The following is a 14145-nucleotide window of genomic DNA, read 5'->3' as shown; positions in this document are numbered from 1 at the left end:
TCGACGCGCAATTCTTGTCGGTGGTCGGGTCTATCTTGGTAGGTGAACAGTCGGACCGGCCAACAATGCCGGGCTGCAACGACTTTGGAGTCACCGTGGGGGAATGGGTCGATCTACCGGGCGAGTTCCTCGCCGGGGTCGATGCTGCCTGCCCGTCGGATGCCGACACGGTCTCACACATGCAACGCCTGGGTGCTGTCCGGGCTGGGGAGTCGTATCTGGCGTGGTGCCGCTATCAGACGATCCTGGTGCTGTGTGACCGATTGTTGACCCCGACCGGTTCCAGTTACGTCTCTGATGGATTCGGCGACATCGTCGCCCGGGTGGCCCGCGAAGCGGGCATCACCCGCTACCGTGCGGCGGCGCTGGTCGACGACGCGCTGTGTCTTCGTGATCGGCTACCGCGGGTGTTGGAGACGTTGCGCGACGGGATCATCGCTCCGCACCAGATCCGCGAGATCATCGGTCGCACCCACCTGGTGTCCGACGATCACCATCTCGATCCCGACGACCCCGACAGTCGCCGGATCATCGAGGTGCTCGACGAATCGATCGCCGACTTGCTACGCAGTCGGGCCGGGTCGTGGTCGACGTCGGGTCTGCGCGACATGATCGACCGTCTGGTCTTCGGCCACGATGCCGACGCGGTCCGCGAACGGCGCCGCGAAGCGCTCGACAACCGTGGCGTGTGGACCGAGAACACCGGCGACGGCACCGCCGAGATCACCGCGGTCATGGCCGCCGAGAACGTCCGGGCCTGCCAGGCGTCGGTGCGCGCGCTTGCCGCATCGGTGTGCGAGCGGGATGGGCGCACCCTGGGTCAACGTAAGTCCGATGCCATGTGCGCATTGCTCACCCGAACTGCGTTCGCGTGCGCATGTGGCGAACCCGACTGCACCGCACCACCTCCTGACCCAACCGCCGCGGCGTCGGGCACCGAGATCGTGATCCACGTCGTGACCGACGCCGCCACGCTAGCCGGTGGGCCCGGGCCCGGATGGGTCGACGGACACGGCGTGATCTGCGACGAGCATGTGCGCGACCTCGCCGCCCGGCACGACGCCACCCTGACCCCGGTCACCCCGATACGCACACCACCCGCCCGGGTCGTCGCCGACGACGAGACCACCACGACCGCGCATGCAACCGCACCCCGCAGAGACACGAGCAGCCGGGTCCCGGAGCCGGACCGGGAGTCGGAGTCGGTGTCGTCGGAGCTTGTGGTGGTGTTTCCGGGTGCTCTGCCCGCTGATCCGTATCGGCCGACCAGTGCGTGTGCGCAGTTCGTGCGGGTGCGCGACGGCTACTGCACCGAACCCGGCTGCACGCGGTCGGCGTTCACCGCCGATGTCGATCACGTCGCCGAGTACGACCACGCCCGCCCGGCCCGTGGCGGCGCGACCTCGAGTGAGAACCTCAACGCGAAATGCCGTGCCGGGCACCTCCACAAAACCCACGGCGACTGGACCGACGTGCAGTACCGCGACGAGCATGGCCGGCTGGTCACCGAATTCGTGACGCCGGAAGGTTTCGTGATCCCCGGCGAGGCTGAAACCCTCGAAGACCTCTTCCCCAACCTGCGTCGTATCCGATTCGAGCAAGCCGCGAAAGCCCCACCGAGCCCGCGGGTCATCGTGCCCGACCGGCACGGCCGACCACCGCGCACGATCACCGAACGAACCGCCGCGAAACACGCGAAGCGGCGAGCCGAACGTGCCCGCAACCAGGCACAGCGCGAAGCGAATCGACATGCCCGGACCGCGGCGGCCAACCGTCAGCCGAAGACCGATGACAACCCGCCGCCGTTCTGAGTGGCTGCGCGTGCAGTGTCCGGAGGCTAGGCCCGCGGGTATCCGTTCGGGTCGGCGGGAGCGGCGTCCCCGTTGCCGTTGCCGCCAGAACCCTTGGGGGGACGGGTGAGTCGTTTGGGGAGTCGTTCGGCGAGGCCGCCGAGGGGAGCGACCGTCTGGTTGAGCAGGTCGACGGTCTCGGCCAGCTCGTGCACGGTGTCCTGCATCGCGAGCAGGTTCGGCGCCAGTTGGCCGATGACCTCTGTCAGCTCGGTGATCCGGTCCAGCGGCCCGCCGGGGGCGATGGCCCGTTCGACCGCGCCGTCCTCACCGACGAGTTGATCGAGCAGCCCGCCGTCGGCGGCGAGACGATCGAGGATGCCGCCGGCAGCGGTGACCTTCTCCAGCACACCGTCGGGTGCCGTCAGCTTGTCGACGATCCCGCCCTCGGAGGTCAGGCGTTCGAGGATGCCCTCGTTCTCGGTGAACTGGTCGACGACGCCGCCGGGGCGGGTCAACCGGTCCAGGGGGCCGTCCTTGGCGGTGAGCCGGATCAGGATGCCGCGTTCGTCGGCCATCTGATCGAGGAGCCCGCCCTTGGCGGTGAGCTTCTCGAGCGGGCCGTCGGGCGCGGTCAAACGGTCGATGACGCCGCCCGGGTTCAGCAACCGCTCCAGTGGCCCGCCGTTGGCGAGGATGCGCCCGAACGGCCGGTCGGGTCCGAGGAGTTCGGACAACTGGTTCAGCAGGGCGAGCGGCGTGCGGGCACTGCCCAACTCGTCGGCGTCGACACCGACGGCCAGCGCGAGTTCGTGCTGGACGCTGCTGGCGGTGACCCGGGCGATCGTGACGGCGGACTCGGCGGCGCTCAACACCACGCCGGTCACGGCGAATCCGATTCGGAAGGGCATCTCGACGAGAGCACGGCCGGGATCGAGCGCAGCCTGACGACGCTCGACTTCGCGTCGACCGGGGACGGGACGGTCGGGGAGAGACCGATCCGGAAGGGACTCCATGGTGTTCGACCCTAGGCCAACCGGTGTGCGTTCGGGGTGAGGGTTGCGCGATTCCGGCGGACGGTGCCGCTAGGAGTCGGTGCCCGAGGCCTCCGCGGCCTTGGCAGCCTTTGCCGCCTTCTTGAAGTCGCGGACCTTCTGCAGCGACTCCGGGCCGGTCACGTCGGCGACCGAACGGAACCCCTTCTTGCTGTAATCCCCGGCGACCTTGGTCCAGCCGGACGGTTTGACGTCGAGTTGCTTGGCGACCAGGGCGACGAAGATCTTGGCCTTCTGGTCGCCGAACCCGGGCAGTGCGCGCAGCCGCTTCATCAGGTCCGCACCGTCGGAGGCCTCGGTCCAGATGCGCGCGGCATCCCCGCCGTACTCCTCGGCGACGACCTTCGCGAGTGCCTGGACCCGACCGGCCATCGAGCGTCCGTAGCGGTGGATGGCCGGGGGTGTGGCGCACAGGTCGGCGAACGCCTCGGGGTCGGCGTCGGCGATCTCGACCGGGTCCATCGTGCCGAACCGATCGCGGATCTTGGCCGGCCCGGCGAACGCCCGCTCCATCGGGAACTGCTGGTCGAGCAGCATTCCCGTGAGGAGGGCGAACGAATCGCTGGAGAGGAGTTCGTCGGCCGCGGGTTCCTGGGCGATCTGGATCTTCGGCATGGATCGATTCTGGCAGACGTCACCCGTGCACGGCTCTAGACTGCCTCCATGATCAGCGGGGAGAACACGGTCGGCGTCGGGAACAGCAGGGTCCGGCGCATCGGTTGGGGGACGGTCGCGATGGTGGTCGGAACCGTGATGGGGCTGGCGGTGACGCTGTTCGGCACCGGTGTCGCCGCGGCGGCACCAGCCGACCACGGGGCGAACTACGTCACCACGCTGCGGTGCGACAGCGTCAACCCGTGGCCCGCGGGCACGGTCAAGGTCCGGGTCGACGTGTTCAACCAGATCCAGCACCCGGCGGACGGCCTGCCCGGCCCGGTCATCGCGCTCATCGGCACCGACCGCGCGCAGCGCGTCGCACTCGAATACACCTACGAGGTGTCGGTGTCGTGGCGGAATCTCCGCACCGGACGGACCGGCGTCACGACGGTCCCCGGCCGGGGGTACACGGTCAAGTGGCAGGTCGACATCCACCCGGGAAGCGGCCCCGTGGCCTTCACGATCCGGCAGAAGATCGGCGCGCTCGCGTTCTTCCCGATGACCAACCCGAAGTACTCGACGTGTTCGGGTCGCGCGGTCGCGTGACCTACCGGTCGGCGAGTCCGCCGACCAAGAGGTACTGCGCGGTGAAATAACTCGCGAGCACCCAGGCCTCGCCGGCCACCCTGAGTCGCGGATCGCCGACCAGGTGCCGTCGGTTGATGATCGCGAGATCGGAGAGCAGGAACATCCATCCGCCGGCGCGCATCCGCGGTTGCGGTGCGGATACGTCCGACGCCAGCGCCGACATCGTCGCGAGCGTGTTGCCGTACGTACTCAGCACCGGCAGGAGTGCCGGACGGTGGCGGGCCAGCACCGTCGCCGATTCGGCGAGGATGCTCACCCGCGGTGCGACGGTACGGACCGACGGTCGTGCGCCGGCGCGCCACATCGCGGCCGTGTAGCTCAGTTGCGCACCCGCGAAAGAGGTTGCGCCTCTGCGGAGGTATCGATCCTTCGCCACCGGGTCGTCGTGTTCGAACTCCTCCCGCAGCATCAGTCGGTCGCCGACGGCCGAGAACCCGAGTACGGCCGCCAGTGCGACGGTGTCGGCCACCGGGCGACGTCGAGCACCTGCGGCCACCCGTGCCGCGAGCAGCACGATCGGCAGCGGCTTGGTGATCTCGGCGCGGCGCCGGCCACCGGCGGACCCGGTGATCGTCGCTGCCGCGGCGGCGGCCGCATAGGCGATCCGGAATGCTCGATTCACCGCAGGATTCGGGCGACGAACCCACGGATGTCGGTGTCGGAGAGACGCTTCGAGTGCGCGCCGTCGAGCGTCAGGTACGTGCGTGCCGACACCTTGGTGTCACCGGCCCGGGCGTCGTTGAGGTACTTGAGGGTGAGCGGCACGACGACGGAGGTGTCCTGCAGTGTCTGGGTCATCAGGACGGGACGCTCGAAGTCACGGGTGGGCAATTCGGTCGCCTTGGTGAGCAACGCGGTGAGTTCGGTGTTCCCCGACAGGGGTTTGGTGAACAGCGAGCCGATCGCCAGACCGTCGACCTCGCGGACGAATTCGGTCGCGCACGAGGCGGCGGCCCTGGTCATCCACTTCTTCCCGGCGTCGGTCAGGTAGGCGTCCAGGTCGATGTCGGACTGCGCGTTGCGGATCGCGCTCAGCGTGTACAGCGCGTCGGCGGCCAGCCCGGACGGCATCGCGGCCGACGACGGGCCGAGATTGGCCACCAGCGAACCGAATTGGGCCGGGATCGAACTGGCCGCGGCACCCTTGAAGTCGAGTTTGCCGCCCTGGATCGTCGGGGCCAACCGGGCGAGCGTGATGGCGGCCGCCGCTCCCTGTCCCTCGCCGACGACCGCCCACGAGCGCGACAGGTTGTCGGCGATGTCACGCGAGGCGCGCACGGCGTCGACGATGTTGCGAGCGGTGGCCTCGAGGTCGTAGTACTGCGGGGTGCCGGGCGTTCCGACACCGGCGTAATCGGTACTGACGACGGCATATCCACGTCCGAGCCAGCGCTTGAGCTCCTCGGTGTCCTCGGCGGTGGGCCGTGTCGACGGCGCGCATCTGTCGGCGATGCCGCGCGAACCGTGCGCCCAGGCGACGATCGGCCAGCCGCCGGCCGGGGCGCGCCCGGTGGGCACCATCAGCACGCCGGAGGAGAGATGGGCCTTGCCGTCGGCGCCGGTGCTCCAGTAGGTGAAGTCGTTGCCCGAGGCGGCGCCGCTGACCGTACGGGCCCGGGAGAGTTCACGATTGGCGTAGACCGCGCCCGGGGCCTGTCCCGGACCCCGGGTGTCGACGGTGCCCGCGTTGTCGTCGGCGGGGGCGGCCCCGTCCGCGGTCGACGGTTCCGAGGCCGGGGCGGATGTGCCCGGTGTCGATGAGTCCGGTGTCGATGTCCCCGGGGTCGGTTCGGCGGCGGCGGTCGCCGTCAGGCCGAGCGCGGCCGGGGCCACGACGATCGTCAGGGCCGCAGCGGCCGCGAGGGCACGGGCGAGATGGGCACTCCGGGGTTTCGAAGCGTTGCCGTGGGGGTTCATGTGTCGTCAGTTCGTTCTGTGAGAGGAGGCGAGTACCGAAGGCGTTGCGGCTCAGGCGTTGACGACGCCGACGGCCGGTAGGAACCAGCAGTTCTGGGTGCCGTTGCTCGCGTTGCCGAAGACCGCGGACAGGATGGTGCCGCTGCCGGTCTTCACCGGTGCCAGGCGAACCCCGGACAGCAGGGGCAGTGCGGTCAGCGCGGTCTGATCGGTGATCGGGTCGAGATCGGCGAATCCGCCCTGCAGGGTGCTGGTGTTGAACCAGGCGACCTGCATGGTGCCGCCGCTGCCGGCCGTGGGTGAGGCGGGCACGAACGCGTAGGCGGTCTCTCCCTTGTCGACGAGGTTCAGCTTCTCGGGCAGCTTGACGCCGGGGATCATGTCCAGCAGCGGCTTGAGCTGGGTCAGCGGATCGGTCTTCATCGGCCACGGACCCGCCACGGCTCCCGCGCCGGCGGTGACGAGACCGAGCGGGTTGTCGGCGGTCGGTGCGGTGCAGAACGGCGACACCGACGGGGTGAGTGTCTGGATCCCCAGCGTGCGGAGCAGGGCGATGGGATCGGTCGGCGCGGCGGCGGGAGTGGCGGCCGACGCGGGTGCACCCTCGGCGGCGGCCGGCAGCGGGAGGGCTCCCGCACGACCGGCGATGTCCTCGACCGACAGCTGCCCGGCGCTGCCCATGATCGTCTGCGCGGCCTGAACGGCGATCTGGTCGACGCCTGCAGCCTTCAGCAGACGGATCGCGCCCGCCAGCTCGGCGTCGAACGGGATCGACAGCGCACCCAGCATGTTCGCCGGGATGAGTGGCTCGGCGGCCGCGGGTGCCGACGTGGCGGTGAGTGTGGCCGCCGCCATCGCCACACCCATGAGTCCGGCACCGCAGCGTCGCATTGCGCGGTTGCGGGTGACGCGACGGTCGGCGTCGGTGCGCGTGAACCGAGACGTGAGGGACATGGCTCTCCTTATGGCAACCCCGGTGATGACAACCGAGCACCCGCCACGTGTGGCGGGTGTGACAGATGGGACTCGAGTTACACGAGACCACGCGGGCGGCGGCCGCGGCAAGTCGCGAGTCCGACCTGTGACACGGGCGCGATCAGCGAGAGACCGAACCCGCGGCGACCTGCGTCTTCGCCTGTGGCCGGGCGAGCCGTGTCCTCGGTGTGCCTATCCGCTCGCCGCGCCGATTCCCTTGCCGATCAACACGATTCCGATCACCAGGATCAGCACCGCCATCACGGTCGCATTGTTCGCCTGCAGCCACGACTTCAGGCGGTCGAGGGGGCCGCGCAGGCGTGCCGCCGCGACCTGGAAACCGACGACGGGCACCACGACCGAGGTCGAGGCCAGAAGCGCGAACACCGCGACGGCGACGACGTCGCCGGACGCCGACAGCGCGCCGGAGGCGATCGTGACCCCCGCCGCCGCGCAGAGTACGAGGTTCTTCGGATTGATCGCCGCCAGCGCGAACGCTATTCCCAGCGCGGTCAGCGGCCGCATCTCGTCGATCGCCGACATCCATTTCGGCGTCGCGGACTCCGCGTCTCGCGAACGCCACTGGCGCAGGCCGACGACGAGCAACACACCGCCGAGCGCGATCTTGACCCAGCCGGTGCCCGACGACGAACCGCCGATGTCGACGGCATTGCCGAGCGCCACGAACACGACCACCGCGACGACGATGCCGACGAGCCATCCGACCGCGAACCCGATACTCGTCGTGCGCGCGTGGCGGCCCAGAAGCATGAGGATCGCCGCGATGATCGGGATCGGCGACACCGCGACACCGACCGCAAGGGGTAACAGCTCACCGAGCACGGGTCCCATCGAGAACTCCTCACGACTGGTGGCGACACCTAGTTGTACGCCATGGGGGTGGTGACTGTCCGAACATCGGTGTCACGACGAAGGCACCCCGGCGATGTGCCGGGGTGCCTTCGTCTGTGAGAGGGGGAGAGTCAGATGATCGCGAGTCCGATGACCGGGACGATCGTGCAGGAGACGACCTTGCCCTTCGTCTTGGTGGTCACGTTGCCGTGGATCGCCGAGATGACACGGCCCTTGCCGGTCCGCGAGATACCGGTGAAGGTGCCGGGACCCTCCTGGACGTTGATCTTGGGATTGCGCTTCAGCGTCGTCATGCCCGTGCGGCCGGTGTCGACGTTGAACCAGCTCACCGTGAGGGGTGCGGCCTTGTTGTCGATGGCCGGGCCGGTGCCGAGCGAGGTGTAGACGTAGCCGCTCTCGCCGCGCTTGGGTCCGGGAGCCGGGGCCTCCTGCGGTCCCGCGGTGACCAGGGCGCGCCCGAGCGAACCGCCACCCGGGATGCAGCCGAGGCCGAAGGTCGGGTAGAGGAATTCCTGGATCTTCGGGGCGTTCGGGCCCTGCGGGATCTCCGGGTCGCCGGGCTTGCGCTCGGCGGCGAGTTCACGCGCGGCCTGCTTGCGGCCGGGTTCGCCCAGGAAGTCGGCGATCGAGCGCCAGATCTTGCTGACCTCGCCGGGCATCCCGGGAGTGTCGGCGAACGACTGGGCCTGACGGAGCAGATCGGCCGAGACCTTGCCGTCGGGTCCGGGTGTCGCCACCGAACCGATGATCGCGGGTGCGAACGCGCCGAGCGAGTCCAGAACGCGCTGATCGACCTTCGGGGCGGGTGCGGCCTGTGCGGCAACCGGCAGGGCGAGCGAGGTGGCCGCCGCCAGCGCCGACACGGCGACGAGGAGGCGACGAGTCCGGATTCGATGCGGGGCATTGCCGGGCCGCAACCTCGGTGGCCGGGAGAAACGCACTGGTGTGTCCTAACGGTCGTGGCGCCGGCGGGAGAGCCGTGCTGCGCCTCGTGGTCGTGTCATCCGCCCGGGTGTCGGGTCGCGACAGTCCATCCTCTCACCCGAGTCGTCGCGGGTCATTCTAAGCCCCCTGCGGGTTCCAATGTCCAGGCCGTGACGGCGTTACGGGTGAGGTTTATGTGGTTATTGATGCAATTGTTACTGAAGTGATGTTCAGTCGGTCGAATCGAGCGCCCTGTCGGCAACCTGGTTGGATGAAGAGAATTCGGGGAACACGGACGGGTCGAACAGGAGTCTGATGTGAACGAGCTGCGCACCGACGGCTTGCCGGGTCGTCGACGCGGGAGATCGCGACTGACGCGCGCGGTCGTCGCCGCGGCCGCGATCGCACTGGTGGCGACGACCGCGAGTGCATGCGCCGACGACTCGTCGTCGGGTGCCGAGGTCACGCTGCTCACCCACGACTCCTTCGAGCTTCCCGAGTCGGTGCTCGACGCGTTCCGCCAGGAGACCGGTCTGACCCTGAAGATCGTGAAATCCGGCGATGCGGGGCAATTGGCGTCGACGGTGTCACTGACACCGGGCGCACCCAAAGGGGACGCGGTCTTCGGCATCGACAACACCTTCGCCTCACGGCCGATCGACGCCGGCGCCCTGGAGTCCTACGAGTCGCCCGCCGCGGCCGACGGTGCCGCGGACTATGCGGTGCCCGGCGCGGAGGGGCAGCTGACGGCTGTCGACCGGGGCGACGTGTGCCTCAACGTCGACGACGGGTGGTTCGAATCCAGGTCGCTGACCCCGCCCGCGAGTTTTCGCGACCTGACCCGGCCGGAGTTCGCCGCGCTCACCGTGGTGACCGACCCCGCGACATCGTCACCGGGTACGGCGTTCCTGCTCACCACGGTCGGTGCGCTCGGAAACGGCTGGCAGGACTACTGGAAACAGGTCGTCGGTGGCGGTGCGACCGTCGTCTCGGGGTGGGAGGTCGCCTACAACCAGCTCTTCACCGCCGGCGAGGGCCGCGGCGACAAACCCATCGTGCTGTCCTATGCCTCGTCGCCGGCGGCCACGCCTGGGACGAGCGCGCTGCTGGACAGCTGCTTCCCCCAGGTCGAGTACATCGGCGTCCTGAAGGGCACCCGGAACTCCACCGGCGCACGTAAACTCGTCGACTTCATGCTCAGTCCCACTGTGCAGAAAGAACTTCCGTCGTCGATGTACGTCTACCCGGTGCAGCGCGACACGCCGCTCCCGGAAGGGTGGCCGGCGCGCGCGGAGGTGCCCGCCTGGATGTCGTCGCTGCCGCCCGCCACGATCGCGGAGAACCGCGAGATGTGGCTCGATCAGTGGCGTGCCGCGGTCGGCCGGTGATGCCTCGGTGACCCGAGCCGCGACGGCGGTGACCCGAGTGACCCGGGCTGCCGGACCGGTGGCGCTGTGGGTGATCCCGGCTGTGTTCATCGTGGTGCTGTTCGCGTGGCCGGTCGTCGCGCTCGTCCGGCGGGCCGTGTCGATCGCCCGCGACTCGGGGACCGGCCTGGGCGAACTGCTCGAACGCACCGACGCGCTGGGACTTCTCGGCGTCACCCTGGGGCAGGCGGCGGCCTCGACCGTCCTGGCACTCGCCGCCGCGGCACCCATCGCGTGGTTGTTCGCCCGGGTCCGCGGGACCACCGCGGTCGTCCTCGCCGTCGTGGTCACGGTGCCGTTCGTGCTGCCGACGGTCGTCGTCGGCGTGGCGTTCCGCTCGCTGCTGTCCGGCCCGTTGGCATTCCTGCACATCGAGTCCGGACTGCCGGCGGTGCTCGCGGCGCATGTCTTCATCAACGTCGCCGTCGTCGTGCGCGTCGTCGGTGCAGCCTGGCGCAACCTCGACCCACGGCTGCTGGAGGCGGGACGGTCGCTCGGCGCGAGCCGGATACGCGCGACGCTGACCGTGGTCGTGCCGCGACTCGTGCCCGCGATCGCCTCGGCCGCAGCGCTCATCTTTCTCTTCTGCTCCACCAGTTTCGGTGTCGTGATCATCCTCGGCGCCGGTGAGCTGCGCACCCTGGAGACCGAGATCTACACCCAGGCCATCGGGTACTTCCGGATCCCCGAGGCGGTCGCGCTGTCGATGCTGCAGATCGTCGTGGTCCTCGCCGCGCTGCTGCTGACGCGGGTGTTCGCCGACCCGGCGGGCCGAGGATCGGGTGGCGCCGGGCGACGGACCGAACGCGACCGCAGGGTCGCCGGCGGCCGGTGGACGCGGCCGGCCGTCTGGGCGGTCGGGGTGTGGACGGCGCTGCTCCTCGTCGGGCCCGTCCTGGTGCTGGTGGTGCGGTCGGTCCGGCCGGTCGCGCACGGTGACTGGACGCTCGCCGGTTATCGCGCACTGGCCGAACCGGTCAATGGCGTGACACCGCTGGAGAGTCTGCGCTACTCACTGGTGACCGCAACCGCGGCGACCGCGATCGCGCTGGCGGTCGGGACCCTCGCCGCCGTCGCGTTGCACCGGGCACACGGGGTGGTCGGGGCGATCGGGTCGGCCATCTCGCTCGTACCACTCGGGATCAGTGCTGTCACGCTGGGATTCGGATACCTGATCGTGCTGGCATCGCTACCGTACGAGATCGCCGCGTCACCCGCGGTCATCCCGCTCGTCCAGGCGCTCATCGCCATACCGGTGGTCATCCGCATCATGATGCCCGCCCTCGAATCGGTTCCCGCCCGGCTCCGGAATGCGGCGGCGACGTTGGGGGCCAGACCGATTCGGGTGTTCGCCACGGTCGACCTGCCGATCGTCGGCAGGTCGATCGGAGCAGCCGGCGGTTTCGCCTTCGTCATGGCCCTGGGCGAGTTCGGCGCCACCAGCTTTCTCGCACGCGCCGACACGACCACCCTGCCCGTGCTGATCGGGTCCGCCCTGAACCGGCCGGGCGCCGACAACCTCGCGACCGCCATGGCCGCCTCGGTGGTCCTGGTCGTCGCGACGGTGCTCGCCGTCGTCGTGGTCGAGGCGTTCCGTCCGCGCTCGGAGGTTCCACTGCTGTGACCTCGGGGAACTCATTGGAAGTCAGTGACCTCACCGTCGCCTATGGGGGTGACATCGTCATCGACGGCCTGTCCTGGCGCCTCGGGGGAGAGGGTTCGCTCGTGACCGCGGTCCTCGGCCCGTCGGGGTGCGGAAAGTCCACGCTGATCCGGGCGATCGCCGGGCTCGAGTCCCCGGTCCGGGGAACCGTGCGGTTCGGCGGTGTCGACCTCGCCGGTGTCGAGGTCCATCGCCGGGACTTCGGCGTCGTCTTCCAGGACGGGCAGTTGTTCGGCGGACGCAGCGTCGCGTCGAACATCGGTTACGGACTCCGGATGCGGCGCTGGTCGCGCCGCGCCATCGCCGAACGAGTCGGCGAGATGCTCGACGTCGTCGGCCTCGCCGGCTACGACACACGTCTCGTCGACACCCTGTCGGGCGGTCAGGCGCAGCGGGTCGCACTTGCGCGCGCGCTGGCCCCCCGTCCGCGTCTGCTGTTGCTCGACGAGCCGCTCGCGGCCCTCGATCGTCGTATGAGAGATGAACTGGCCGTGGAGATCTCAGAGATCGTCCGGGCGGCAGGCGTCCCGACGATGGTGGTCACGCACGACCATACCGAAGCCGCGACCATGGCCGACGAGATCGCGGTGATGCGGGACGGGGTGATGATCCAGACCGACGCCCCGGCGGCGCTGTGGCGACGCCCGGTCGACGAGTGGACCGCGCGATTCCTCGGCGCCACCACCGTCATCGACGCCCAGGTCCGGTCGGGCGTGGCCGACACCGTGCTCGGTGGGATGCCGCTGGACCTTCCCGATGGCTCCCGCAGGCTCGGTCTGAGGCCCGAGTCGGTGTCGATCGGCCCGCTGTCGTCCGGAGAGGCCGAGGACGCGGCGGCGACCGTCGTGCTCGTCGCCGAACTCCCGGCCGGTCCGCGGGTGCGCATCGACACCCCGATCGGCGAGATCGACGCCGTGACGAACACTTCGGTGGCCATCGGTGACCGGGTGCGGATGCGTCTGGTCCCCGAGCGGGTCGCGGTGATCGGGCCGTGACGACGCGCGCGGTGGGACGGACGTGGCCGTGCCGGTGACGCGACGCGACCTGCTCGTCCCGCCGGGTCTGATGATCGTCGGTGCGACGTCGATGTACCTCGGGGCGGCTGTCGCCGTGGGCCTGTTCGATGTCATCGCCCCGGCCGCGGTCGCCTGGTTGCGGATCGCCGGGGCGGCCCTGGTGTTGCTGCTGTGGGTGCGGCCGCCCCGGACCGCGTGGCGCTGGGGGCGACTGCGCCTCGCGGCCTGTTTCGGGCTGATCACCGCGGGGATGAACATCGCGTTCTACGAGGCGCTCGCGCATCTGCCGCTGGGAACGACCGTCGCCCTGGAGTTCCTGGGGCCGATCGTGGTGGCCGCGTTGGGCTCGGCGACGCGTCGCGATGTCGCCGCCCTCGTCCTGGCGGCGGTCGGCGTGGTCCTGATCGCCGATGTCCGGTGGTCGGGAACGGCGATCGGCGTCGTCCTGGCGCTCACCGCGGCCGCCTGCTGGGCGGGGTACATCGTCCTGGGCAAGCGCGTGGCGGCGCGAGGCGCCGGCGTCGAGGATCTGGCGACGGGTTTCGCGGTGGCCGCGTTGCTCACCGCGCCGCTCGCGTGGTGGGTGGCCGACGCGGTGCGCGAGGGTGCCGCGCTGCCGGTCGTGCTGGCCCAGGGCCTCCTGCTGGGCATCGCGTCGACCGCGGTGCCGTACGCCCTGGACCAGGTGGTGCTGCGGCGGGTCGGCCAGGCGAGGTTCGCCATTCTGCTCGCGCTGCTACCGGTGACCGCGTCGGTGATCGGCCTGCTCGCGCTGGGACAGGTCCCGCGGCCGCTCGAGGCGGTCGGGATCGCGTTCGTCGCGGTGGCCGTCGCGGTCCGATCGGTCGACGACGACCGGCTCGCCGAACGCGAGGGGGACATCCCGCCGGGGTGAGGTCGGGCTCAGGCCGCGCGCGCCTTCTTCAGCGCCTTGTGGAGTTCTTTTTTCGACATGTCGGAGGTGTCGAGCTTGCGCATCCGGTGGATGACCACCGGACAGCGGACGCAGCGCGTGGAACTCCGGCAGCACTTCTTCTTGGGCTTCAGAGAGCCCACTTTGGTCGGGTCGACCTTGCCCATACGGCGAGGTTAGCAGACCCTAACTAGACCGCTTCCGGGTGCTGTGATCGCGGTCTCACCGTCCGAGCCGATACTCTGTCACATTGAATCCCTAGGTGATCTGCTCCCCGCGCCGGTCAGAGCCGTTCGGATGCGAGCGTCGCCGACGTTCCGCAGTCGAGCCGAGCGCCGGCCGCCGCC

Annotated in this window: 14 protein-coding genes; 6 read left to right on the top strand and 8 right to left on the bottom strand. The window is 69.8% G+C overall.

From position 1 onward, the window contains the following. Nucleotides 1–95: 95 nt before the first annotated feature. Nucleotides 96–1811: an HNH endonuclease signature motif containing protein gene (locus tag AC3B6C_RS24200; RefSeq protein ID WP_488374399.1), complete on the top strand. Its 1716-nt coding sequence runs from the start codon at nt 96–98 to the stop codon at nt 1809–1811. A 26-nt stretch (nt 1812–1837) separates the two neighbouring features. On the opposite strand, the gene AC3B6C_RS24195 is transcribed toward AC3B6C_RS24200, so the two are convergent. Together AC3B6C_RS24195 and AC3B6C_RS24190 are read right to left on the bottom strand one after the other, a co-directional pair. Further along, nucleotides 1838–2806, bottom strand: coding sequence for a hypothetical protein (locus AC3B6C_RS24195; RefSeq protein WP_488374398.1), 969 nt, complete (start codon nt 2804–2806; stop codon nt 1838–1840). 69 nt (nt 2807–2875) lie between these two features. Next, on the bottom strand, nt 2876–3460 hold the full coding sequence (locus AC3B6C_RS24190) for an HhH-GPD-type base excision DNA repair protein (RefSeq protein ID WP_010841430.1): 585 nt from the start codon (nt 3458–3460) through the stop codon (nt 2876–2878). A gap of 48 nt (nt 3461–3508) precedes the next feature. Here AC3B6C_RS24190 and AC3B6C_RS24185 point away from each other — a divergent pair, with 48 nt between their 5' ends. Next, on the top strand, nt 3509–4048 hold the full coding sequence (locus AC3B6C_RS24185; RefSeq protein WP_488374397.1) for a hypothetical protein: 540 nt from the start codon (nt 3509–3511) through the stop codon (nt 4046–4048). A 1-nt stretch (nt 4049) separates the two neighbouring features. Here the strand turns inward: AC3B6C_RS24185 and AC3B6C_RS24180 are convergent, their stop codons facing one another. From AC3B6C_RS24180 to AC3B6C_RS24160, 5 genes are all read right to left on the bottom strand, one after another. Beyond that, nucleotides 4050–4712, bottom strand: a complete 663-nt coding sequence (locus AC3B6C_RS24180) for a lysoplasmalogenase (protein ID WP_488374395.1) — start codon at nt 4710–4712, stop codon at nt 4050–4052. After that, nucleotides 4709–6007 (bottom strand): alpha/beta hydrolase family protein, encoded by a 1299-nt coding sequence (locus tag AC3B6C_RS24175; RefSeq protein ID WP_488374394.1) that lies wholly within the window; start codon nt 6005–6007, stop codon nt 4709–4711. The genes AC3B6C_RS24180 and AC3B6C_RS24175 overlap by 4 nt, the downstream gene beginning before the upstream one ends. A gap of 51 nt (nt 6008–6058) precedes the next feature. After that, the gene (locus AC3B6C_RS24170) at nt 6059–6961 is read right to left on the bottom strand and encodes a hypothetical protein (RefSeq protein WP_010841426.1); all 903 of its coding nucleotides are present in this window, start codon (nt 6959–6961) and stop codon (nt 6059–6061) included. Nucleotides 6962–7174: 213 nt separating this feature from the next. Next, entirely contained in the window at nt 7175–7834 is a 660-nt protein-coding gene (locus AC3B6C_RS24165) for a GAP family protein (RefSeq protein WP_010841425.1), read from the bottom strand. Between the two features lie 131 nt (nt 7835–7965). Then, complete coding sequence (locus AC3B6C_RS24160; RefSeq protein WP_035717022.1) at nt 7966–8796, bottom strand: Rv1157c family protein; 831 nt, start codon at nt 8794–8796, stop codon at nt 7966–7968. A 300-nt stretch (nt 8797–9096) separates the two neighbouring features. Here AC3B6C_RS24160 and AC3B6C_RS24155 point away from each other — a divergent pair, with 300 nt between their 5' ends. The 4 genes from AC3B6C_RS24155 to AC3B6C_RS24140 are packed head-to-tail and all read left to right on the top strand — an operon-like array spanning nt 9097 to nt 13780. Beyond that, complete coding sequence (locus AC3B6C_RS24155; protein WP_010841423.1) at nt 9097–10167, top strand: thiamine ABC transporter substrate-binding protein; 1071 nt, start codon at nt 9097–9099, stop codon at nt 10165–10167. A 37-nt stretch (nt 10168–10204) separates the two neighbouring features. Continuing rightward, nucleotides 10205–11830, top strand: a complete 1626-nt coding sequence (locus AC3B6C_RS24150; RefSeq protein WP_488374393.1) for an ABC transporter permease — start codon at nt 10205–10207, stop codon at nt 11828–11830. Next, entirely contained in the window at nt 11827–12864 is a 1038-nt protein-coding gene (locus AC3B6C_RS24145; protein WP_488374391.1) for an ABC transporter ATP-binding protein, read from the top strand. The genes AC3B6C_RS24150 and AC3B6C_RS24145 overlap by 4 nt, the downstream gene beginning before the upstream one ends. 22 nt (nt 12865–12886) lie before the next feature. Further along, nucleotides 12887–13780: an EamA family transporter gene (locus AC3B6C_RS24140; RefSeq protein WP_014927582.1), complete on the top strand. Its 894-nt coding sequence runs from the start codon at nt 12887–12889 to the stop codon at nt 13778–13780. An 8-nt stretch (nt 13781–13788) separates the two neighbouring features. On the opposite strand, the gene AC3B6C_RS24135 is transcribed toward AC3B6C_RS24140, so the two are convergent. Then, entirely contained in the window at nt 13789–13965 is a 177-nt protein-coding gene (locus AC3B6C_RS24135) for a hypothetical protein (protein WP_010841419.1), read from the bottom strand. Nucleotides 13966–14145 lie beyond the last annotated feature (180 nt).

Source organism: Gordonia sp. 11cp, assembly GCF_057767225.1.
This window is presented reverse-complemented; position numbering and strand designations above follow the sequence as displayed.